This window comes from Clostridium sp. ATCC BAA-442, assembly GCF_964239415.1.
GTDB lineage: Bacteria > Bacillota > Clostridia > Oscillospirales > Oscillospiraceae > Flavonifractor > Flavonifractor plautii.
Map to the genome: position 1 here is coordinate 1 of NZ_CAXSQB010000055.1, position 22,425 is coordinate 22,425.

Sequence of the window (22,425 nt, forward strand, 5' to 3'; positions counted from 1 at the left end):
GGGGCCGGGGCCCCCGGCGGGCCTTGGCCCGCTGGGGCAAGCGCAGGCACCCAGGCGGAGGACACGCTGACTATGAAACAACTGTATCAGGCAAGTCAGAGGTGAGGGGATGGGCGCTTTCGCAGGGGCCACGCGGAGCGGGGCGGGGCTTTGCGCCGTACAAGTGTTTTCCCGAAGGGAAAACCTTGATGCCGGGCGAATTCAGTTCGCCCGTGCAGATGAAGGGGCCGGGGCCCCCGGCGGGCCTTGGCCAGCTGGGGCAAGCGCAGGCACCCAGGCGGAGGACGCGCTGACCATGAAGCGGCTGTATCAGGCCGCCTGCGGCTGACGGCGGGCGGTGCAGGTATCCGCCATTTACGTGAGAGAACTATACAGATTGCATGTAATAGAAGGGAAGGTTTTACCATGAATCATCTGAAACAGATTGCGGCCAGGCTGCCGGAATATGGCCTCGATGCCATGCTGCTTAACAGTGAGCCCGGGGAATACTATGCCGTGGGCTTCCACGGAGAGGGCAATGTGGTGGTGACGGCGCAGGGGTGCTTTTACTTCACCGACTCCCGCTACATTGAGGCTGCCAATCACCTCATCACCGGCGCGGAGATCGCCATGACCGGCCGCAGCCGCAACTACCGGGCTATGGTGCAGGAGGTCGTCGACCGCTGCCGCATCCGGAAGCTGGGCTTTGAGGAGGGCTATCTGTCGGTGGCGGACTATAACCTCTGGAAGGAGGGCCTCACCGCCGAGCTGGTGCCCGCTCAGAAGCTGGTGGACGCCCTGCGGGCGGCCAAGGACGACGGGGAGATCGCCCTGATGACAAAGGCCCAGGAGATCACCGACCGCGCCTTTTCCGAGATTCTGAAGTTTATCCAGCCCGGCATGACCGAGCAGGAGATCGCGGCCAAGCTCCAGTACGATATGCTCCGCTTCGGTGCGGAGAAGATGAGCTTCGACCCCATCGTGGTTTCCGGCCCCAACGGCAGCCTGCCCCACGGCATCCCCAGCGCCAAGCAGGTGCAGCAGGGCGAGTTCATCACTATGGATTTCGGCTGCAAGTACGGCGGATACTGCTCCGACATGACCCGCACCGTGGCCCTGGGCGAGCCCACCGGGGAGATGCGGAAGGTCTATCAGACCGTGCTGGAGGCCCAACTGGCGGGCATCGCCGTGACAAAGGCCGGCGTGCCCGGCAAGAGCATAGACGCCGCCGCCCGCAAGGTCATCGAGGACGCGGGCTACGGGGAGTATTTCGGCCACGGCTACGGCCACAGCCTGGGCATCGAGATCCACGAGTCCCCCAACGCGAACACCCGGGACGAGACTTTGTTGCCTGTGGGCGCCGTGGTGTCCGCCGAGCCGGGTATCTACCTGCCCGGGAAATTCGGCGTCCGCATTGAGGACGTGACGGTTTTGACCGCCGACGGCTGTATGGTCCTCACCAAATCCCCCAAAGAGCTGATTATTCTGTAAAAACCCTTGCAAATAAGGGAAGAATGGGGTAAAATAGCGTAGCTGAATTTTGAGAAACCTTATTTTGGAGGATGAATACCAATGCCTACGATTACTGCCAGTGATTTCCGGAACGGCGTGACCTTCGAGATGGACGGTCAGGTGATGCAGGTGGTGGAGTTCCAGCACGTGAAGCCCGGCAAGGGCGCGGCCTTTGTGCGCACCAAGATGAAGAACGTCATCACCGGCGGCGTGACCGAGACCTCCTTCAACCCCACCGCCAAGTTCGAGCAGGCCTATGTGGAGCGCAAGGACATGGAGTACAGCTACAACGACGGCGATCTGTACTACTTCATGGACCCCGAGACCTACGATCTGGTACCCATCGGCGCCGAGCTGCTGGGCGACAACTTCCGCTTTGTGAAGGAGAACATGGTCTGCAAGATCAACTCCTATAAGGGCAAGATCTTTGCGGTGGAGCCCCCCACTTTCGTGGAGCTGGAGATCACCGAGACCGATCCCGGCTTCCGCGGCGACACGGCCACCAACGTGACCAAGCCCGCCACCCTGGAGACCGGCGCTGAGATCAAGGTGCCCCTGTTCATCAACCCCGGCGACAAGATCAAGATCGACACCCGCACCGGCGAGTATCTGGAGCGCTGCAAGGCCTGATCGCCTGCCGGACTTCTGCGGAGGCGGAAGGGCATCGGCGGGTGTCGGGGGCCCCGCGCAGCGGGGCGGGGCCCCCCCCCCCCCCGCGCCTCCGGCGCACACAAGGGTTTTGCCGGAGGCAAAACCTTGGCGCAAGGCGGAATTCAGTTCCGCCGCGCAAATGAAATCAAAGGGTTCCCGCGCAAAGTGTGCTTTGCGTGGGACTCACCCGCACCGGCGAGTACCTGGAGCGCTGCAAGGCGTAAGCGCCCGAACGCCCTGGAACAGGCGCACAGCGAACCGCGCAGACGAAAAAGCAGTTGTGCCGTAGGCGCAAGATGTTTTTTGCGGAGCGGTAAGCAGTGTGCCGTCGCGGAGGGTGTGAGGCGTGATAGCTGACGCTGTAAAGGCGCATCGTTTTGTGAAGGCCCTTTGGGCCGCCTGTGAAAAGGAGATTATTATGACTATTTCTGAGAAGGTCGCGTATCTGAAGGGTCTGGCCGAGGGCCTGGATCTGGACACTGCCAAGTCCAAGGAGGGCAAGCTCATCTCCGTAATGATCGGCATCCTGGAGGAGATCGGCATGTCCATCGAGGATCTGGAGGAGAACACCGTCGCCCTGGGCGAGGAGATCGACGCCATCTCCGACGACCTCTCCGACGTGGAGAAGGCCGTGTTTGACGAGGATGACGACGACGATGACTGCTGCTGCGGCGACGAGGACGACGATTTTTTTGAGGTGGACTGCCCCAACTGCGGCGACACCCTGATGATCGACGAGTCTGTCCTGGAAGAGGGCGTGATTCAGTGCCCCGGCTGCAAGCAGAAGTTTGCGCTGGATCTGTCCGACGACTGCTGCTGCGGGGACGGAGACGAGGATGGCTGTGGTTGCGGCTGTGAGGAGCACGACCACGACTAATAGAACCCCCTGAGCGGGCGCCCCGAGTGGGCGTCCGCTCTTTTTTGCGGAACTACGCAGGACCGCGCCCCATAGCGCCTGCTTTTTGTAGAAAACAGCACCGGTCCCTCTCTTGCGCGGCCCTGGATACCATAGTATAATGAAGGAGTTAACTTAGGTAAACTAAATTTTTTGAGTGGAGCGGCTATGAGGACTCAGACGGAACAGAACGAGAGAACCCTGGAGGAGGTGGCGCCGGGCGAGCGCGGTGTTATTCTCCAGGTAGGCAATGAAAACGGCCCGGTGAAGCGGCGGCTGGTGGATATGGGGCTGACTCCGGGCACCGAGGTCACGGTGCGCAAGGTAGCCCCCTTTGGCGATCCGGTGGAGCTCAACCTGCGGGGGTACGAGCTGTCCCTGCGCAAAGCGGACGCGGCCCAGATCCGGGTGGCGACCGGCGCGGAGGGGGAGCGGCGCGCCCAGACACGTCGGCGGCGCATCGGCATGGTGCAGCACATTCCGGACGAGGAAACCCTCCGCCGGATGAACGCCGACCACGCCCATGAGGCGGCGGAGCACGGCGGCGTGCCCGACTACGCCAGCCACGACACACGGGAGATGAAGCTGGCCCTGGTGGGCAACCCCAACTGCGGAAAGACCACCCTGTTCAACGCCCTCACCGGCTCCAACCAGTACGTGGGCAACTGGCCGGGGGTGACAGTGGAGAAGAAGGAGGGCCGGGCCCAGGTGGAAGGCAAGTCCGTCACGGTGGTGGATCTGCCCGGCATCTACTCCCTCTCCCCCTACTCCATGGAGGAGATTGTCGCCCGGGACTTCATCGTGGGGGAGCGGCCCGACGCCATCATCGACATCATCGACGCCACCAACATTGAGCGCAACCTCTACCTGACCGCCCAGCTTCTGGAGCTGGAGCGGCCTATGGTCATAGCGCTCAACTTTATGGACGAGGTGGAGAAGCACGGCGACCACATCGACGTGGCGGGGCTGTCCAAGGCCCTGGGGGTGCCGGTTATCCCCATCACCGCCCGGTCGGGGGAGAACATTCAGACTCTGCTGGAGGCGGCCCACCGGCAGATGCACGTGGGCGTCACCATTGAACCGGATGATCTGTACGACGGCTTTACCCACCAGATCCATCACAAGGTGGGCGAGCTGATCCACGACAAGGCCTACGCCGCCCATATCCCCGCCCACTGGGCGTCTATCAAGCTCATCGAGGGGGACGCCCTGGTGGAGAAAGCCCTGGGCCTGTCTCAGAGGGAGCGGGACGAGCTGGAGGCCGTCTGCCGGGAGTATGAGGGGGCCTATGATCTGGGCGACCGGGAGACCTTGATCGCCGACGCCCGCTACCAGTTCATCCAGACCGTGGTGGCCCAGTGCGTCAGGCGGGGCCGCCCTCTGGGGGCGCCCACCCTGTCCGACCGCATTGACGCCATCGTGACCCACAAGGTTCTGGCCATCCCGGTGTTCCTGCTGATGATGCTGTGTATGTTTGCCCTCACCTTCGGGCCGGGGCAGATGCTGGCCGACGGGGTGGACGCCCTTATCGGCGGCTGGTTTGCCGGGGGCGTCCGCTCCCTCCTGGCCGCCGCGGGTACTGCACCGTGGGTGGAGGCCCTGCTGGTGGACGGCGTGATCGCCGGTGTGGGCGGCGTGCTCACCTTCCTGCCCCAGATCGCCATTCTATTTCTGTTCCTGTCCTTCCTGGAGGATTCAGGCTACATGGCCCGGGCGGCCTTCATTATGGACCGGCTGCTGCGGCGCTTCGGCCTGTCCGGCAAGGCGTTTATCCCCATGCTCATGGGCTTCGGCTGCACCGTCCCGGCAGTCATGGGAGCCCGCACCATGGAGAACGAGAAGGACCGCCGCATGACCATCATGCTGGTTCCCTTTATGTCCTGCTCCGCCCGGCTGCCGGTGTACGGCCTGCTCACCGCCGCCTTCTTCCCCCAATACGGAGGGCTGGTGGTATTTTCCCTCTATCTGCTGGGACTGCTCTTCGCCATCGGCTCGGGCATCCTCCTCAAGAAGCTGGTTTTCCAGGGAGAGCCCGCCGCCTTCGTGCTGGAGCTGCCCCCCTACCGCCTGCCCACCCTCAAAAATATCGCCCTCCACGTGTGGGAGAAGGTAAAGGGCTTCCTGGTGAAGGCGGGCACCCTGATTCTGGCCATGAGTGTGCTGCTCTGGTTCCTCCAGTCTTTCGGCTTTGAGGGCGGGACCTTCGGCATGGTGTCCAACGAGGAGTCCTCTATCCTGGGCTTCGTGGGCGGCCTCCTGGCTCCTCTGTTCGCCCCCTTGGGCTTCGGCACCTGGCAGGCGGCGGTGGCCCTGCTCACCGGACTGGTAGCCAAGGAGATGGTGGTCTCCTCCATGAGCATGTTCTACGGCTTTTCTGTCACTGCCAGCGGTGCGGCGATTGCCGCCGCCCTGGGCGGCACCTTCCAAAGCCCCCTGGCCGCCTATTCTTTCCTGGTGTTTGTCCTGCTCTATGTGCCCTGCGTGGCGGCGGTGTCCACCATCCGCAAGGAGATGAACTCCACCAAATGGACCCTGGCCTCCATCGGCTGGCAGCTGGGGGCCGCCTGGCTGGGCTCCTTCCTGGTCTATCAGCTCGGCTCTCTTGTGCTGCGGGTGATAGGATGTTAAAATATATCGTATATACCGGTGTGGCGGCGCTGATCGTATGGGCGGCGGCCTACCTGATCTACCGTTTCCACCAGAGTCTGAAGGGCAAGCGGGGGTGCGGCTGCGGCGGATGCCCTTCCTGCCCCCACACCCGCTGCCGCCACCGCAGGACATAGGGGCCGATGCCCACATCGGCCCGCAGCAAGGAGGCGCTCTTATGGACCATCAACTCAAACAGCTTCAGGACTGGATCAGCGAGAGCCGGCATATCGTCTTTTTCGGCGGCGCGGGGGTGTCCACTGAGAGTGGTATCCCCGACTTCCGCAGCGTGGACGGCCTGTACCACCAGCAATACGCATTTCCGCCGGAGACGATTTTAAGCCACAGTTTTTTTGAGCGGAATCCGGAGGAGTTCTACCGATTTTACCGCAGCAAAATGCTCTTTCCGCAGGCCAGGCCCAATGCAGCTCATTGGAAACTGGCGGAGCTGGAGGCGGCGGGAAAGCTGACCGCCGTGGTGACTCAGAACATCGACGGGCTCCACCAGGCGGCGGGGAGCAAAACGGTGTACGAGCTCCACGGCTCCGTCCACCGGAACCACTGCATGAAGTGCCGCCGGTTCTACGGCCTGGACTTCCTGCTGGAGACCGGCGGCGTGCCCCACTGTCCAGCGTGCGGCGGGGTTGTGAAGCCAGACGTGGTGCTCTACGAGGAGTGCCTGGACGAGACAACCATGGAGGGCGCGGTGGAGGCCATCGCCGGGGCGGACATGCTGATCATCGGCGGTACCTCCCTGGCGGTGTACCCGGCGGCGGGGCTGATCCGCTATTACCGCGGGAATAGGCTGGCCCTGATCAACAAGAGCGCCACCCCCTACGACAGAGAGGCCGGCCTGGTCATCAATGCCTCTCTCGGCGAAGTACTGGGAGCCATCCGGGTATAACAGAAGGGCGTCCGCGTGGACGCCCTTTCAATTTTTTTGTTGAAAATCGATAAAACCCATGGTATACTCTCCCTAAAGGGGGAGATACCATGGAAAAAACCGCTGTGCAGAAGCTGGCCGGGGTACTGAAGATCCTGGTGACTATCACATTCGTGTGTAATCTCATTGTCCTGCCCTTGGTGCCGGTACTAGTGTCCGTTGCTGGGTGCCAAATCCCATTGCCTGAGCTGTTAGGCAATCTGACAGCAGAACCACCGTTGCCTGGGGACGACTGGCCCTATTTTTCGCCTGGTCTACAGATGTTTCTGGTAGTAGTGGGGGCTTGGACGGAGAATTTTGCCTTCACCTTTGTCCTCACCCTTTTCCTCCTGTTCTGCGGCATCTGCACCGCCGTAATTTTGTGGCAGGGCCGCCGGGTGCTGGGCACCATCCTGACGGGCGCCCCTTTCCGGGCGGAGAACGGCGTCAGCCTCCGCCGGGCGGCGGTGTGTTGCTTTTTGATCGCCGCCGCCGCGCTGGCCCGGGTGGTGTGGGGGCTGTTCTACTACGGTTCCGTCGCGCCCCTGCTGACCTATAACGCTCTGTTCGTTCCCATTTTTATTCTGGGCGGCCTGCTCTGCCTGGTCATGTCCGCGCTGTTCCGTCAGGCGGCGGAGCTGAAGGCGGAGAATGATCTGACTATTTGAGGAGGGGAAGCCATGCCCATTGTCGTCAATCTGGACGTGATGATGGCCAAGCGGAAGATGAGTCTCAACGAGCTCTCCGCCCGGGTGGATATCACCCTGGCCAACCTGTCCATCCTGAAAAATAACCACGCCAAGGCGGTGCGCTTTACCACGCTGGAGGCTATCTGCAAGGCGTTGGACTGTCAGCCGGGCGACCTGCTGGAATACGTGCCGGAGTCAGCAGAACACCCGTAGGGGTGGCCTTTGGTTGTCCGTTTTTTGTTATATTCAAAAAAATATTATTGAAATTCGATAATAATAAATTGACAAACAATCCCTCCTGTGCTATCCTCAGAGACAGACAGGAGGGATTGCTTTATGATACGGATATGGATTGCGATGATGTTGGCACTCCTGCTGCTGGCGGGCTGCGGTGGGGAGAAGGACGCCGGTTACGTGGCCCGGAAATTGGATATTGTGCTGCCGCAGCCGGCGGCAGTCACCTCCGGGGACAGCCACGGGGGCTTCCACGGGGACGGCCTGCTCCACATGGAGCTGACCTTTTCCCAAGAGGACGCCCTGGCGGTGGAGGAGGCCGTATCCAGCGCGGGATGGAGTCTGTTTCCCATGGAGCCGGAACTGGAGGAGCGCCTCTACCCGGACGGCGCCGGCGCGTCGGACTGGCCGGACTGGCCCGTGCCAGCCCGGGGATGGTGGTATCTGGAGGACCGTCAGGAGGACGAGACGGAGGATATGTGGCAGCGGTACTCTTACAACTATACCTTTGCGGTCTATGACCCAGATACCGGCATCCTGTACTACCAGGAGCTGGACACCTGAGACAGGAGGAATGTCGGAATGGACGATCTGAGCACCCTCGGCCCGCTGGCGCTGGGCCTGTTGGCGTGGGCGCTGGGCCTGGCAGCCCTGATGACCCGCCGGACGGGACTGTGCGCCCCCAGTCTGGGGTGCTGCGCCGCCGCTCTGGTTCTTGGAACCCTGGCGCTCAACGCCGCGGCATGGCTCCGTACCAGATATAAGGAGTGAGACAAATGGAGGAGAAAAAGACTATCCCGGTAACGCCGCCCGTGACGGCGGCCCGGCGGGTGTTTCCGGTGGACGGGAGGGATCGGGCGCTGCTGGTTCTGGCATGGGGCGTGGGCGTCCTGTGCGCGGAGGCGCTGCTCTGGGGCCTGTCCGGCCTGGGGATGACCCTCCTGGCGGCGGCATGGTATGGCGTCCTGTTCTGGTACGGCGGCGCCGCCCCGCTGGCCAGGCGGGAAAACCGCCTTCTTCTGTACGCCGTGGGCCTGTTGGCTCTGACCTTCGCCCTGTTTGCCAATCCGTGGCTCCGGCTGTGGAACACACTGGCCCTCGTTCTGCTGATGGGAATTCAAATGGGGGGCTGGCCGGGGATGGAGGTGTATTCCGTTGGGACATCCGCCATGTTGGGGGAGCGTTTCCTGCGGGTGATGGGCGGCCTGTTCGGCTATCTGGGCGCGTCGGTTCAGGCGCTGGGCTCCATTCGGGGCCTCTCCCGCAAAAAGATGCCCTATGTCCTGGGGGCACTGCTGGTGTGCGTTCCACTGCTGATGGTGGTCTTTCCCCTGCTCACATCGGCGGATGCGCTGTTCGCCCAGGTGACCCGCCGGGCGGCGGACTGGTTTGATGAGCATCTGGCGCTGTGGGCCCTGCGGTTGATTTTCGGACTGCTTGTCGCCCCATTCCTGTTCGGGCTGCTCTACTCCCTGCGGCGGCCGGAGCCGCTGAAGCGGCCCGCCCGGCCCGTGGAGGGACTTTCAATGGAGGCCGCAGGGCCGGTCACCGTCCTGGCAGTGCTGGATGTCCTGTATGCCTTCTTTCTGGCGGTGCAGTGCGCAGCACTGTTCGGCGGCGCTGACTACCTGGCCCAGGTGGGAATCAGCTATGCGAGCTATGCCCGCAGCGGTTTTTTCCAGCTTGTGGCCGTAGCCGCGGTCAATTTGGCCTGCCTGCTGGCCTGCCTTGCTCTCTGCAAGGGTGAGGGGCGGGGGCTCAGGATGGTGCAGGTGCTGGGTACACTCCTGGTGGCGGCCAGCGGTGTGCTGCTGGTATCCGCCCTGTGGCGCATGAACCTCTATGTGGGGGCCTATGGGTTGTCCTTTAAGCGGGTGCTGACCTATTGGGGGATGGCCGTGCTGGCGGTGCTCCTGGCAGCCGCCCTGTGGAAGGTGTGGCACCGGCACTTCCGCTGGTTCCGGGTGCTGCTGAGCGTGGGGGTGGCGGGCTGGCTGCTCCTTAACTACGCCAATGTGGACGCCTTGGTGGCCCGCTACAACATTGGCCGCGGCCTGGACACCGGGGCGGTACTCTCCGCCTCGGACGGACGGCTGGGGGCCCTGCCTGCGCTGGAGGAGCTGCTGGAGGCCCAGCCGGAGGAGACAGAGCTGCGCCAGGCGGTGGAGACGCTTCGGGACAGCGCCAGGTGGCAGGCCGCCCATTGGCAGACCTGGTCAGTGGCCGCTTGGCGGGGGCAGTAGCAGGAACGAAAACCGCCCGGACAGCGTTTGCCGTCCGGGCGGTCGCCCCTCTGCTCAGAGGGTGCCGGTGCAGAAAAAGGTGAAGCGACCGCTGGCATATACCGTACCCGCTCCGTCGTCCACGGTGATGGATACCAGGCAGGTGGTGCGGCCACGGTGCTCCACCCGGGCCCGGGCGATCACCTGACCCGCTCTGGCGGAGCGGATGAAATCAAGGCTGCCGTGGAGCGTCACATACTTCCGGCCGTCGGTCCGGCAGGCGCTTCCGGCGGCACAGTCGGCCAGCGTGTAGTAGGCCCCTCCGTGGAGCAGACCATAGGGGTTTAGACTATCCGGCCCGATCTCCAGGATGGCCTCCGCCGTGCCGTCCCCAGTTTGATGGGTCGTGATACCGTTATAGATGGCAAAGGCGTTGGCCCTTGCAATTGCGTCAAGCTGTGCTTCGTCTGCCATGTTTCCCGATTCCTCAATCTTTCAGAATGATACGGTCACCCTCGATGTGCTCCACTGTGGCGAGGGCCTCCACCCGGATGCCCATCCGCCGCAGAACACGACCGCCGTCCCGCATGGCCTTTTCGATGGCCACGCCCACGCCGGCCACCTCGCCGCCCGCCTTGGAGACGAGTTCCAGCAGGCTCAGAATGGCCTGCCCATTGGAGAGGATATCGTCTACCAGGAGAACCACGTCGTCCCCGTCCAGGTACTTTTTAGAGACCCGCAGGGTATAGGACTTCTCCAGAGAGAAGGAGTGGGTTTCGGCCGAGTAGACCTCCGGATCGATGTACCCGGTCTGGAACTTCTTCGCATAGACCGCCGGGACATCCAGAGCTCGTGCTACAAAACAGGCCAAGGCGATACCGGAGCTTTCCGCAGTCAGTACCTTGGTGATCCTCACACCCCGGAAACGCTTTGCCAGCGCGTTTCCCATGTGCTCCATCAGATTTATATCCATACAGTGATTGAGGAACATGTCCACGTGGATGATGTCCCCCTCGCCGACCACCGCATCGCTTAAAATCCGTCGTTTTAATTCTTCCATGGTACTCCCTTCCGTCCAATGCACGGTTTCAATGCTTCTGAATAAGATTATAAACTATTTTACACGCCCCTGCAATATTGACAAGCGCACAAAAATAGGGTATTCTAATCAATACGGTGATTGTGGCTTTGTGACGCTACCCGCCCACAGCCAGTTGCAGCGGTATCGAAGTGGTCATAACGGGGCTGACTCGAAATCATGTGACAGGATTGCATAAATTGAATATTCTATACGGAAGCGTATCGAAGTGGTCGTAACGAGCTTGACTCGAAATCAAGTTGTCCGCAAGGGCACGTGGGTTCGAATCCCACCGCTTCCGCCATGGGTGAGTCCTTATAGGACTCACTCATTTTTTCATAATTTGTAAATTCATTTTGAAAGTTGTACAGAAATTTACAACTTTTTTCTTTTTCCAGCCTATATGTAGAAGCCTGATTTTACATGATAGGAGGAAATATGATATATTACAAACGATATACGGGAAAGCTGCTTCCGCAGAAAACGGCAGAGCAGCCAAGCTGGGTCCAATGGACGCACCATTCAGAGGGCAAAACTCACTGTGAGGAATGCTTAATGTTGGATGGTTGTTGGTTTCAGGAAGAAAATGCTCCGTCTTGTCCACATCATCCATACTGCCACTGCACATTAGACCCGATTCCCTATGCTGTGGTTTTGATGAATACAACATCATATAGCGATTACAGCAAATTTGATCCCTATCTATTTGACCCAGAAAATACATATAGACATGGAAAAAATCGAGCATTTGAAAGTTGGGGCTATTCTGCTTCAGATTCTACGTGGCTTAAGAATCAAAGTGAGAAACAGGCACTTGAAAAATATCTATCCGGTGACTATACGTTAGGAAAGTTGGATAGACGAGGCCAGCGAATTGATATCAGAGTTACGATTCCCAGAAAAGGCAAATCAGGCAGCGTGTCATTTATTACTGGATGGATGCTTATGCCGAACGGAAAACTCAAATTGAATACGCCGTATGGGGTAAAATAAAATGAAGATGATGGATTGCGTAGAAGTGATGGTAGAAAAAGATTGCTATGCAAAAGAAGGCGTTCACAAGGGAATGCAAGGGGTTGTCTGGGAGAAGGAGCCAAAAGACGGCTGTTGGGTCGTCCTCTTTCCTCAATGTGGAGATAAGGAAGATATTGCAGACCTCTACATGAAAGAAGAGGATCTGAAATTGATTCCTGTTATGTCTCCAGATGTAAATGAGCAAATCAAGGCGCAATTTGAAAAAGAAGCCGATCAGACAAAATCATTTGCCGAAAAGCTGGATGATCTTTCTAATTATCGTATCTAATGGGATAAAAGCCTCTTGCTTGCTGCGCTAAAACCATTGATATGACTGGATTTTTCCAAGTCCTATAATTACACTCCGACCACGTCGGAGCAAGCTTTGTATCGCTTGCTCCGACTTTTTTACAAAAGTCAGAGCGCGCTCACGCCGCTGCTCATCCTTTCCAAATCACAACCGCTGCGCTGGGTTGTGATTTGGTATCGCCGCTTCGCGGCGTTTTTTGATTTTATAGAAATATCGGTTTTGACCGTCCTTTGCAGAAATCCCTTGAAACGAAATGGTTTCAAGGGATTTCTTTTTTAGCTTTACAATTTATGCTACGGGATAGAAACATAAAACAGTGCCGGACCTCTAAGAATTTTGCTGCCAGCTTTACTTTGGAATCCAGGGTAACAGTGAATACAAACAGTGCAGTGCTGGTATTGCCTCCGGAGACACTTCTCGTACAGGCTCCAGAATTCCCAAACACTTTTCTTCAACCATAAGCTGCCCACTTTCCAGGCCATGGTCACCGGGCCGCTGAAAGAAGCTGGCGCTACTCGCTTTATCCTCATTCATACCATCAGCAGTGCACAGAACTTTACGGGAACCATTCTCGTTGACGTTATAGTAACCAAAATAGCCATATTTTCGTAGCCGATACCCCAGTTTTGAGACAGGTGGGAACAGCCGCCCTGCAAAGAGCAGTTCTGCCACGCCTCAATGTGGACGAAAGTATGATAGACACGGCCTATTGGTTCGAATCCAGACCGTGTCAGTGGCGGCGGAGCCGCTCACGTTACCTCTGGATCTGGGCCCAACGGTGTGACTCAGGCATTCACTCGGAAAATAGATAGACGGAATACCACACACAGAAGCGCAAAAAGTCCAGCCTATTTGGAAATAAATTATAGCAAATGCCGGAATGGCAAAGTAATTACCCGCAGGACAGCATACATGGCCTCTTTTCCCCAACTTAGCTTTCTAGGAACATAACTTGGGCCATCTTCTATAGAGCCATCAGGACTCATGTGTCGGCTGCTTTCCTTCAGTACATCGAGTTGAGCACGGATCTGAGCATTTAGCCCCGGGCTTTTGATCGCAAGCATTAGCTCGGTGTCCAGATAAACACTCCTCATATCAAAGTTGCAGGAACCTGCGAGCGTCAGATCTTCGCCTATGAGCACGGCCTTAGTATGCTGTGCCTGCTCGCCCAGATATTCATAGATATGGGTGCCGGTGCTGCGGAGATGCGTTTTCTGATTTAAGTAGTCGGTGCAGCCAAAAGGATTTGTCCCACTTTCTACGGCATTGATCAGAATATCTGTTCTGGTACCCGCAGCACAGACAGTCCGAAGGTCCTCGTACATATCCTTACTGCATATAATGTAGGGCGTCTGAACCAGAACGTTACTGTCCTGCGCCATAGCGTCTACCATGCGGGCCCACAGGATTGGTGTCTTATTTTCCGGCTCGATTGGATTGGACCATAGCTCCACACTATATGCCGCCAGTGTGGCGGACTCCCATTCTGCTGTAGTCAAACTGTCTGTAAAGACTTCCGGGTAACGTTGGGCGGTCTGCTCATAACAGCCAGCCAGATCGCTTTCACACCTTGAATCTTTAAAAACCTTACAGCATGGAAGCGCCCACACCGCCTCAAAATAATTCATCAGCTGTTGATAGGACTGGCCTGCCCCAGGCTCGGTTTCATATACTAAAATATCCCGGTCCACATTGTAGTGTTCTTGGTAATTGCCCAGGAAGCGGTTATCTGTATTTCTACCACCCAGGATATAGGCAAAGTCATCAGCGATCAGATACTTATCGTGCATCCGATAGTTGATTTTCCACGGGGTTAGAAGGTTGATCGGGTTGTAGAGCCGGATCTCCACGTTCTCATGGCTTGACAACTGGCAAAGGTTCCTACTCATGGGAAGGAAATGTCCGCCATTGATGCCGTCCAGAAGCACCTGAACCCTGACACCGCGCTCGGCTGCCGCCCAAAGTGCGCCAATCACATCCTGGCCGCTTTCCTCATCCCAAAAATCAAACGTGGTGAGTATAATCCGCTCCTTTGCTTCCTCAATAAGCCGGAGCCGCCACAGCAGGGCATCAGAGTTGTCGTCGATGCTCCGCACCCGCTCTGGTGCGGTATGTTCATAGCGGATATCGTTCAGCCAATCTTCGGGAGTGGCCCTTTTGTGAAACGCCGGTGGAATGACTAGACAGAGAATGATGAATAAAAGCCACACAAGGAGCACCAGAGCGACATTCTTCACAAACCGTTTCATTTATCTGACCTGCTTTCATATTGACGCCCCAGGGATTCCCGCCTGCTCGGGGCACTCATTGCTCTAGTCCGGCGCGTGCCGGGGACAAGATAGGGAGTATCATATCGCCGTGGATGATGTGAAAAATTGCGGCTGCTGAAAATAGAAAAAATGCGGGCAGGAAAGGGAAAAGAAAGTTGAGCACTGGCCGTTCCGCGATAACATTGTTGCAAATAATATCATACAATTTGATGAAATTCAAGGTGTATGGGGTTACTATCTGTCCCCAACGGAGCGGAGGCGAAGAACAGCGGTCCACAGTTCCTTGCTGGCCGGTTTGGTACCCACACAATATTTTTATCGCTAAAACCGCTGCTGCAAAAAGAATCTTTTCGGGCAGACAATGGTTCCATTTCTGATAAAGTATGCTATACTATAATTTATAATTGCTTTTATACATAGCGTTTATGGGATTGACGCTCTGTATGTATGTTTCAGTATTCAATCGGATAAGGAGAGATGCAGACGCTGTAAGATGCCTTTGAAACAGGCGGTATCTACATCTCCTAAGAAAGCCAGGGCTATAGAGCAGCCGATGGATCGGGAAGGGTGAAGTTATGAAACTTGCAGAGGCTTTACAGGAACGCGCAGATCTGAACCGGAATATTGAACAGCTCAAAAACCGTTTGAGCAGCAATGCTCTGGTGCAGGAGGGCGAGCAACCGGTGGAATGCCCGGAGAATCTAAAACAGGAGCTGGATGCTTCCATTTCTCGCCTGTCCTATTTGATTGCGAGAATCAATCGGACCAACTGCCAGACTGTGGTTGAGGGGCAGACTCTGACAGAACTGATTGCCCAAAAGGATGCCCTGTCCCTCAAACTCCATGTATACCGGGATGTTGTGTACGCGGGAAGTCAGATATCCTACCGCGCCAGAAATACGGAGATCAAGATCCGGTCTGCGTTCTCTGTGGCGGACTGGCAAAAGGAGATCGACCGGATGTCCAAAGAACTGCGCCGGCTGGATAACCGGCTACAAGAGAGCAACTGGAAGACCGACTTAGTGGAATAGGCCAAAGTGCCTGGTAGCAGAAGCAGGGCGAATGCCGCGCGGCGACAGCGTAAGTCGCATCATGGATACACGGAAGGGCACGTGCGAGGTTCGAGTCCTCAAGAATTGTTATGCCCCGACTGCGTACAGATGTATTGTAACGGATGATTGTAATGACCGGGTATTGACTGCGTCTGCGAGGGTGGGAATGGGGATGCTGTTCCAATGGCAGCATGGATTGGCAGATTGGCCTTTGAACAAAAAGATCCGGCTGTGGATAACCCAAAGCATCCACAGCCGGATCGGTTATTTCAGCGTGTCGCTGTTGTTCAGAACCAGGGAGCTGTAGAGAAACAGTACATCGCAGTTTTCAAAATCAATGAACTGCCCGAGGTAGTCCGGCTGGATGTAGCGAATATCCACCAGAGTGATCCTGGAGTATCCGCTGAGCAGCAAAGGCGCAATGCTGGAGCCAAAAGAGTCGCGGAACAACACCAACTCCCGGCCGCTTTGGGCGTAAGGATTTTCCATGGTAATCAGAGACAGAGAACCGGAGAGGAACATTTCATAGGGGTCCTTTCCCATGGCACGCTCCATGTCGTACACCGTTCCGGTTCGGTTGTTCTGGTAATCATACACCGTGCAGTCCCGGATGGCATCGTTGATGAGATAGTGGATGGACTCGGGGGCCAAGGGGAGGGCCGATTGTCCGCAGTAAACGCCGTAGAAGTCCCGCTCCAACACGGACTCTTCGTAATTTTGAGTCAAGGTGACCCCCATGGCCTGGGCCAGCCGCTCCGCCACATCGGTGATCCGCTCCTGCCGCCAATGGGTGTCGGTCCTGTAATAGTCGTCCCGCTCCAACAGGTCTGAGATGGAGATATAATCGGCAAAGCCAACCTTCTGTGCCATCAGGGACTCCAATTGCGCATAATCCATGGAGAGGTGCCCGCTCTCCCGGGCCAGAAAGCAGTTCTTGTCCGGGATTACGGAGAGGAACACCCGATTGCTGCCGTTCAGGTATTTGTCATAGAGGTACTGGAAGCGGCCTGCCGCCCGGTCCAGGGAGGACTCGTTCAGGGGGTATTCCACCGCGGCGGCGAAGCCGTCGGAAACATAGATCCCATTGTTGTCCTGCCGGTGGAACAGGCCGGTGGCGGACAGGGCTTTCAGTGTACGGAACTGGTCCCGGAAGGGAAAATGATCCTGGGTGTAGGTTTCAAAGCCGGACATGAACCGCCCGCTCAGTACGGTATCCAAGGTGAACGCCGGCATGGCGGCCAGTTTCCTCCGCTCACTGTCCGAAGTGGCTTCCTTGGGGAGAAACAAACAGGCCAGAAAGGCCACGGCCAGAAGCAGCCCAAACAGGATACAGACCGTCAGGTTTTTCTTTTTGCTATCCATGGTATCCTCCTATCAAAACCGGAAGTATAGGAATGGGTTAAAGGAGCCGTCCACCAGATAGCCGGTCATGACCAGCAGCAGTATAAACAGTGTAAAGGGTTCCAGTGCGTTGAGGACCTTACCGGCGGTGGGGTACTGGGAGAGGCGGACAAGCCCATTCCGGAGGAGGGGGGTGGCTCCAAAAACGGCCAGAATCAGCACCAGAGCGAAGCTGCGCAGACAGTAGACCGCCTCTGCAGAAACCAGCGGGATACCGCCGGCACCGAACAGACCGCCAATGTCGGAGAGGGCCTGCCCCATATTCTCCGCGTTGAAGATCACAAAGCTGATCACGACGAAGAATACTACATAGAGATGGGCGAGCGGGCGGCATTTCGAGAGAGGTTTCAGCAGCCACAGCTTCTCCATGATCAGAAGAACGGCGAACATCAGTCCCCAGACAACGAAGTTCCAGGCTGCCCCGTGCCAGAAGCCGGTCAGCATCCACACCACCAGAATATTCAGCAGTTGGCGGGCCCTTCCGACGCGGTTGCCGCCCAGCGGGATATACACATAATCCCGGAACCAGGTGCCCAGCGATATGTGCCAGCGGCGCCAGAACTCTGTGATGCTGGCGGAAATATAGGGATAGTTAAAGTTTTCAAGGAAGTGGAAGCCAAATACTTTGCCTAGGCCGATGGCCATATCGCTGTATCCGGAGAAGTCGAAATAAATGTGCAGGGCAAATGCGACGGCGTATAGCCAGTAAAAGAGCACGGACTTCTCATCGGACGCCCGGAACACGCTGCACAGCTCTCCCAGTTGGTTGGCGATCAGGATCTTTTTCCCCAATCCAATGAGAAAGCGCCGCACCCCCTCGGCAGCCAGAGCGGTGGAGTGGGAACGGTGTTCCAACTGCTGTGCAATGTCGGAATAGCGGACGATAGGCCCTGCAATGAGTTGGGGAAACATAGCCACATAGGCTGCCAGGTGGATCAGATTTTTCTGAGCTGGCTCGCCCCGGTATACATCCACCGTATAGCTGATGATCTGGAAGGTGTAGAAGCTGATGCCAATGGGCAGGGCGATGCGCAGCAGGGGAACCCCCAGTCCGGTGGCCGCGTTGAAGTTTTCCAGGAAGAAGTCTGCGTATTTGAAGTACAGGAGAAAGGACAGGCTGACCGCCACGGAGAGCCCGCAGACCAGTTTGGCCCCTTTTTGGCCCCGGTACCGCTCCTGCAAGAGGCCGAAGCCATAGCCGGACAGGATGGAGGCCAGCATAAGAAGGACGTATTTAGGCTCGCCCCAGGCATAGAAGATCAGGCTGGCCAGCAGGAGCACTGCATTTCGGAAGCGGGCCGGAGTGAGAAAGTATACGGCCAGAACCAGCGGGAGAAAGTAGTATAGAAATGGGATGCTGGAAAAAAGCATAGAAAACCTTCCTTAACAGCAACGTACGGGGCGGCTCCCTGGCGAAGAGGCCGCCCCGCAACGCTATATAATGTTATATTGAACTGGCGGTTCTCAGCCCTCTACCACCGGGGTGTCAATGATTGCCTCGGCTCCGTCCAGGGCAGAGAGCGCGTTATCCTTGAAGGTTTCCACCAAATCATCCGCGCCATACGCGGCAATGACATACTGGCCGTCCACGTTGATTACGACTAAGGTATCCGGCATACCGCAGATCCACTGCTTCGCCAGGATTCCCTCCTTGAGGGCGTCGGCGAACTCGTCGGCACTCACATCGCCGGTCAGGTGATAGGCCGCGCCGGTAAAGGTGTTGGCATTCATCATGTGGATCATAGATGCCGCGTCATCAATGTGGGTGGTCTCGCTCTCCGGAAGGCTCAAGGTGGAGGTCAGCTCCTCGGTCTTGGATACGTCAAAGGCGCCTGGGGCATCTGTGGTCATGTGCTCCGAATCGCCGCCGCCGATGGGGAACTTTTGATCCTCTGAATACACCCCATAGACCGTCTCCAGAACCTCCACCGCACTGGAGTAGGAAGAGGTGGAGCCGTCTCCGCTTCCGCCGTGATTGCTGCTGCCATTGTTGCCGCTGCATCCCACCAGGGAGATCGCCATTGCCGCACCGAGAATAAAAGTGATCATCTTTTTCATAATACATGGTCTCCTGTTCTGCATTTATTTGGGTGACTGATTTTGCTGAAGGTCATACCCTCCATCGTCACGCATGGAGAGTACATAGGTAAGCTGTTTGCCATTGGTTTTCAAGGTCAGGGAAAACATGGTGTCCTCTGTGCCGGAGAGGTCCCAGTAGAGCAGAACGTCTTCGGAGATCTCTGCTTCGGTGCCGTCTCCGAGGAGTTCGCCCTCCGGATCAAACAGGCTGAATTCACCGCCGGAAACAGATACCCGGGTCGTTTCGCCGGTTTCCAGCGCCAGAGGAATTCCGCCGGAGACTTCCCGAAGTCCAGATGTCATTTGAGGATGGTCCGCCGGAATGGAGACCGGTTCCGCCCCAATGGGTACGCCCTGATACAAGAGGGCGGTTTCCCCACGCACAGCAAAGGGAGGGAGAGCGGCAATAAACAGGACGGCTGCGCAGGCGGCAGCGGCCAGAGATCCAAACGAAATCCATTTCGTTCTGGTGCGTGTCGGCTCCGGCTTTTGTTCCAGGCGCATGACCTGCTCCCGGAGCTCCTCCGGCGCTTTGATCCTGCGGTATGCCTCTACATCTTTTTGATCAAACATATTCATTCCTCCGTTCCAAGGAGTGCTTTGATTGCCTGCCGGCCGCGGGTCAGACGCATTTTGACTGCGGAAACCGAGATGCGCAGGCAGCGTGCGGTTTCTTCCACTGAAAACCCTTCCAGATAGTGGAGCACCACCACCTCATGCAGCTTGTCCGGCAGGCTCCGAACGGCGGCCAGAAGTTCGGATATTTCTGAATCCTCCGGCGAGGCGATGTGTTCCGCATCTTCTAAAGGGGTATACCTGCGTACCGCGTTGCGGCGCTGGAGATCCCGGCATTTATTGATTGTAACGCGCAGCATCCATGCCCGTTGGTGGGACGTATCCTGGAACGTAGGCCGCTTCGCCAGATAGACCGCAAACACATCGTGGACGACATCCTGAGCGTCTTCTGAATGGCTCACATAGGTCAGTGCTGTCCGGAACAGCAGATCGGAATATGTTTCGTATAGCGCCGTTAAATCAACCGTTTCTCCATGACGCAATGTTCTTACCTCCTGTTCTATACACGCATGGCCTGGCCGCCAGGTCACATTTCCCTCCACATTTTTTGAGAAAGTTATTAAATATTATACCACGTTCCTTGTGGGCGCGATAGAGCGCGAATATTAGAAACAAAGCAGCTGCTGAAAACTTTTTAGCTGGATTTGCGTCTATAATGTGGAGACGCCGCAAATCTGTGCTGGACGATAGCTGACAGATTTGCTCCGGAACATATATGCTCTGTTAGATACATCTCAAATTCACAGGCAATTATGAAAGGAACTCAGATTGATATGAAGAAAAAACGATTCGCTACAATTGTGGCAGCACTCTTGGTAATTTCTCTGGCTAGCTGTAGTACACCTGCTGGGAGCTTACCCTCCGCGCCTGACGGTTCCCATGTGCCGGAAAAAACACAGGCCCTCTATTCCAATTTGACGGATGACAGCTCCAGGAGGGAGGTCGTGGATGCGCTTCAGGCCCACGGCGTATCTCAGGAGCAGACCGATACCCTGCTGGCCTGGGCAGACGACTTTAACGCCCGGGTGACCACGCCCACCCTCACGGAGGGCTTTACCGCCATGGAGGGTGACTTTGTTGACTACAGCTCACTTTTGTTTGACATTAAGGAACTGCCAGACGGCACATTTTTTATGGAGGCCAATTGCCGCCTGACCGCGTTCCTGTTGATGCGGGATCAGCTCCAGACCTGTGGGACTGCGGATGAGAGTGATACCTATCTAATGTTTGACATTGAGGCCATTGACACGCAGAAGGAATACCAGCTCAGTTCAGAAGCACGGGCCGATTTCATTACTCTGTTCAATGCCGTACCTCTGGAGGGGGCGGCGACCCAGGAGGAACACCTTGCCCGCATTGAGGAAGCGTGGTCGGAGCGTGGCATACAGGTGAACAGCGCCAAGGGAATGTCCCTGATCGAGGTATATCTGCATTCCCCACTTGACGGGGTCCGCTTTGTGGGGCATACCGGCGTATTGATGGAGACGGAGGACGGACTGCTGTTTGTGGAGAAGTATGGCCCGGCTGGTCCCTTCCAGGCGACCAAATTTGAGAGCCGGAACGCATTGGAGCACTATCTTCTGGCCCGTCCGGACCTATATGGAGACGAGACGGAGCTGCCGCCTATTGTGCTGGAAAATGGGAAGATGATGGAGATATCCTGACCGGGGTACGGGTATCCGCAGTAGACACGGCCAAAAATGTCCGATGGGAGACCCATCGGACATTTTTCATATTCGTTTATTTTAGCCGCATTTTTGAGTACGGCGCGTTCCTGTACCTCACCTTATCCAGTACACTATCAGCAGTGAGGAGATGTAGCCAGGTTAGAGCCTTAATTTTTGCAAAAATATGTCGATATGATACATGAAACCATTAAGAGCAGAGGGAAACCGAAATACTACTGTAGACAGAGAAAGGGCGTGGTATAGGTGCGTTATCTGGTTTATCTCTTTGGATGCGTTCTGTTGGTCGGAGGTGGGGCAGTCTGTTCAGTTACACCGTCCGGAATCAGACTGGATGCTGCAAACTTGCTGTCGCTTCTGGATTATACAACGCTGGCGTTCCTGCTAATCGCGTGCGTACTGGTTCTTCTGGGGAACAACTCTTTCCGCGCTTTTGGTTGGGCAATCCGGGCTATGTTTCAAGAGAAAAAACCTTCCGCCGCCCGTGCGCTGGAGAGTTATCTGGCCTATCGGCAGGTGGCTATAGGATCTTTACTGGCCGGAGGAGCTGGCTCATTGCTTAGTCTGATTAAAATGATGCACAGCCTGGGTGGCGGTAATCTGGAGGAATTAGGGATTGCCCTAAATGTAGCATGCCTGTCTCTCGGATATGCCATCTTTTTGAATCTGCTATTACTTCCGGTAGGGTTTCTGTTGCGAAAGACGTTGGGAGAGTTAGAACAGGCGGATAAGGTAGACTAGGCTGCGGGAACTATTTCGGTGCGGCGAAAGCGCAGTAGAGCAGGGTGATTGGTCGGGGTGAATTAGGGCATCTGTTTACCTGCCGGGCTGAACTATATAGGAAGATAGATATTTTTCTCTGACAGGAGAAAACACATAGGCCGCAGCTTCTGCGATTGGTGTAAAAAGAGAACTGCACTTCCGTACGCCGCCCTTTCGGGCTGGCGGTTCGGAAGTGCAGTTCCAGTTCTGTCGCCTGATAACCGAAGCCGACATACTGCTCTGTCATGCTATTTCAGATGAAGAAAGCCCCGGATACATACCTGTTCTGATCTACCCTTATCTAATCGAGAAATCCATCATACCATGCCAAACGCCATTTGTGACACCGTACGTAAATCAATTGAGGACTAGCTGGGCATTTTGGAAGGTTCCCAGCCAGTTGAGGTTGAGGGGAATGGGGGTAAGGAAGGAATCTGGTCGGACGGCC

Annotated in this window: 24 protein-coding genes and 1 tRNA gene; 17 read left to right on the plus strand and 8 right to left on the minus strand. The window is 56.7% G+C overall.

The genetic code is table 11. The annotated features are described in order from the left end of the window. Window positions 1–405: 405 nt before the first annotated feature. The 11 genes from ACESY8_RS16840 to ACESY8_RS16890 all read left to right on the plus strand — a co-directional run bounded on the left by ACESY8_RS16840 (window position 406) and on the right by ACESY8_RS16890 (window position 9,771). Window positions 406–1,470, plus strand: coding sequence for a M24 family metallopeptidase (locus tag ACESY8_RS16840; RefSeq protein ID WP_054339590.1), 1,065 nt, complete (start codon window positions 406–408; stop codon window positions 1,468–1,470). 81 nt (window positions 1,471–1,551) lie between these two features. Next, window positions 1,552–2,121 carry an elongation factor P gene (efp, locus tag ACESY8_RS16845; RefSeq protein ID WP_009259219.1) on the plus strand — a complete coding sequence of 190 codons (570 nt, stop codon included), beginning with the start codon at window positions 1,552–1,554 and terminating at the stop codon, window positions 2,119–2,121. 439 nt (window positions 2,122–2,560) lie between these two features. Then, complete coding sequence (locus ACESY8_RS16850; RefSeq protein ID WP_035298645.1) at window positions 2,561–3,019, plus strand: CD1247 N-terminal domain-containing protein; 459 nt, start codon at window positions 2,561–2,563, stop codon at window positions 3,017–3,019. A gap of 186 nt (window positions 3,020–3,205) precedes the next feature. Further along, the gene (gene feoB, locus ACESY8_RS16855; RefSeq protein WP_434307933.1) at window positions 3,206–5,665 is read left to right on the plus strand and encodes a ferrous iron transport protein B; all 2,460 of its coding nucleotides are present in this window, start codon (window positions 3,206–3,208) and stop codon (window positions 5,663–5,665) included. Further along, window positions 5,659–5,820: a FeoB-associated Cys-rich membrane protein gene (locus ACESY8_RS16860; RefSeq protein ID WP_007495428.1), complete on the plus strand. Its 162-nt coding sequence runs from the start codon at window positions 5,659–5,661 to the stop codon at window positions 5,818–5,820. The genes feoB and ACESY8_RS16860 overlap by 7 nt, the downstream gene beginning before the upstream one ends. Before the next feature lie 41 nt (window positions 5,821–5,861). Continuing rightward, window positions 5,862–6,587 (plus strand): NAD-dependent protein deacylase, encoded by a 726-nt coding sequence (locus ACESY8_RS16865; RefSeq protein WP_196008395.1) that lies wholly within the window; start codon window positions 5,862–5,864, stop codon window positions 6,585–6,587. An 89-nt stretch (window positions 6,588–6,676) separates the two neighbouring features. Continuing rightward, window positions 6,677–7,273 carry a DUF2975 domain-containing protein gene (locus ACESY8_RS16870; protein WP_009259215.1) on the plus strand — a complete coding sequence of 199 codons (597 nt, stop codon included), beginning with the start codon at window positions 6,677–6,679 and terminating at the stop codon, window positions 7,271–7,273. A 12-nt stretch (window positions 7,274–7,285) separates the two neighbouring features. Next, the gene (locus ACESY8_RS16875) at window positions 7,286–7,507 is read left to right on the plus strand and encodes a helix-turn-helix domain-containing protein (RefSeq protein WP_007495422.1); all 222 of its coding nucleotides are present in this window, start codon (window positions 7,286–7,288) and stop codon (window positions 7,505–7,507) included. Between the two features lie 123 nt (window positions 7,508–7,630). Beyond that, window positions 7,631–8,092, plus strand: a complete 462-nt coding sequence (locus ACESY8_RS16880; protein WP_044941984.1) for a hypothetical protein — start codon at window positions 7,631–7,633, stop codon at window positions 8,090–8,092. Between the two features lie 18 nt (window positions 8,093–8,110). Next, a complete protein-coding gene (locus tag ACESY8_RS16885) occupies window positions 8,111–8,299 on the plus strand; it encodes a hypothetical protein (protein WP_154024185.1) in 189 nt (62 codons plus the stop codon). A 5-nt stretch (window positions 8,300–8,304) separates the two neighbouring features. Then, entirely contained in the window at window positions 8,305–9,771 is a 1,467-nt protein-coding gene (locus ACESY8_RS16890; RefSeq protein WP_434307934.1) for a DUF4153 domain-containing protein, read from the plus strand. Between the two features lie 54 nt (window positions 9,772–9,825). Here the strand turns inward: ACESY8_RS16890 and ACESY8_RS16895 are convergent, their stop codons facing one another. Continuing rightward, the gene (locus tag ACESY8_RS16895; protein ID WP_054339537.1) at window positions 9,826–10,224 is read right to left on the minus strand and encodes a PaaI family thioesterase; all 399 of its coding nucleotides are present in this window, start codon (window positions 10,222–10,224) and stop codon (window positions 9,826–9,828) included. A gap of 13 nt (window positions 10,225–10,237) precedes the next feature. After that, a complete protein-coding gene (locus ACESY8_RS16900) occupies window positions 10,238–10,810 on the minus strand; it encodes a xanthine phosphoribosyltransferase (RefSeq protein WP_021629906.1) in 573 nt (190 codons plus the stop codon). Window positions 10,811–11,043: 233 nt separating this feature from the next. On the opposite strand from ACESY8_RS16900, the gene ACESY8_RS16905 reads away from it, so the two are divergent. From ACESY8_RS16905 to ACESY8_RS16915, 3 genes are all read left to right on the plus strand, one after another. Next, window positions 11,044–11,132: transfer RNA gene (locus tag ACESY8_RS16905), tRNA-Ser, on the plus strand. A gap of 134 nt (window positions 11,133–11,266) precedes the next feature. Next, window positions 11,267–11,821: a hypothetical protein gene (locus ACESY8_RS16910; protein WP_242957229.1), complete on the plus strand. Its 555-nt coding sequence runs from the start codon at window positions 11,267–11,269 to the stop codon at window positions 11,819–11,821. A gap of 1 nt (window position 11,822) precedes the next feature. Then, window positions 11,823–12,131, plus strand: a complete 309-nt coding sequence (locus ACESY8_RS16915; protein WP_007492207.1) for a hypothetical protein — start codon at window positions 11,823–11,825, stop codon at window positions 12,129–12,131. Window positions 12,132–13,015: 884 nt separating this feature from the next. Here the strand turns inward: ACESY8_RS16915 and ACESY8_RS16920 are convergent. Further along, the gene (locus tag ACESY8_RS16920; protein ID WP_009260835.1) at window positions 13,016–14,401 is read right to left on the minus strand and encodes a phospholipase D-like domain-containing protein; all 1,386 of its coding nucleotides are present in this window, start codon (window positions 14,399–14,401) and stop codon (window positions 13,016–13,018) included. Window positions 14,402–14,997: 596 nt separating this feature from the next. On the opposite strand from ACESY8_RS16920, the gene ACESY8_RS16925 reads away from it, so the two are divergent. Further along, window positions 14,998–15,453: a DIP1984 family protein gene (locus ACESY8_RS16925; RefSeq protein ID WP_007492200.1), complete on the plus strand. Its 456-nt coding sequence runs from the start codon at window positions 14,998–15,000 to the stop codon at window positions 15,451–15,453. A 285-nt stretch (window positions 15,454–15,738) separates the two neighbouring features. On the opposite strand, the gene ACESY8_RS16930 is transcribed toward ACESY8_RS16925, so the two are convergent. From ACESY8_RS16930 to ACESY8_RS16950, 5 genes are all read right to left on the minus strand, one after another. After that, window positions 15,739–16,836, minus strand: coding sequence for an alginate O-acetyltransferase AlgX-related protein (locus ACESY8_RS16930; RefSeq protein ID WP_054339536.1), 1,098 nt, complete (start codon window positions 16,834–16,836; stop codon window positions 15,739–15,741). 12 nt (window positions 16,837–16,848) lie between these two features. Next, on the minus strand, window positions 16,849–18,246 hold the full coding sequence (locus ACESY8_RS16935) for an MBOAT family O-acyltransferase (RefSeq protein WP_204682292.1): 1,398 nt from the start codon (window positions 18,244–18,246) through the stop codon (window positions 16,849–16,851). Between the two features lie 93 nt (window positions 18,247–18,339). Then, entirely contained in the window at window positions 18,340–18,933 is a 594-nt protein-coding gene (locus tag ACESY8_RS16940; RefSeq protein WP_009260831.1) for a hypothetical protein, read from the minus strand. Between the two features lie 24 nt (window positions 18,934–18,957). Then, on the minus strand, window positions 18,958–19,458 hold the full coding sequence (locus ACESY8_RS16945) for a hypothetical protein (protein WP_226917074.1): 501 nt from the start codon (window positions 19,456–19,458) through the stop codon (window positions 18,958–18,960). Window positions 19,459–19,529: 71 nt separating this feature from the next. Further along, a complete protein-coding gene (locus ACESY8_RS16950) occupies window positions 19,530–20,012 on the minus strand; it encodes an RNA polymerase sigma factor (RefSeq protein WP_087358785.1) in 483 nt (160 codons plus the stop codon). Window positions 20,013–20,411: 399 nt separating this feature from the next. Between ACESY8_RS16950 and ACESY8_RS16955 the strand changes: the two genes are divergently transcribed. Next, the gene (locus tag ACESY8_RS16955) at window positions 20,412–21,194 is read left to right on the plus strand and encodes a DUF4300 family protein (protein ID WP_341472574.1); all 783 of its coding nucleotides are present in this window, start codon (window positions 20,412–20,414) and stop codon (window positions 21,192–21,194) included. Window positions 21,195–21,560: 366 nt separating this feature from the next. Beyond that, window positions 21,561–21,956, plus strand: a complete 396-nt coding sequence (locus ACESY8_RS16960; RefSeq protein ID WP_054339535.1) for a hypothetical protein — start codon at window positions 21,561–21,563, stop codon at window positions 21,954–21,956. Window positions 21,957–22,425 lie beyond the last annotated feature (469 nt).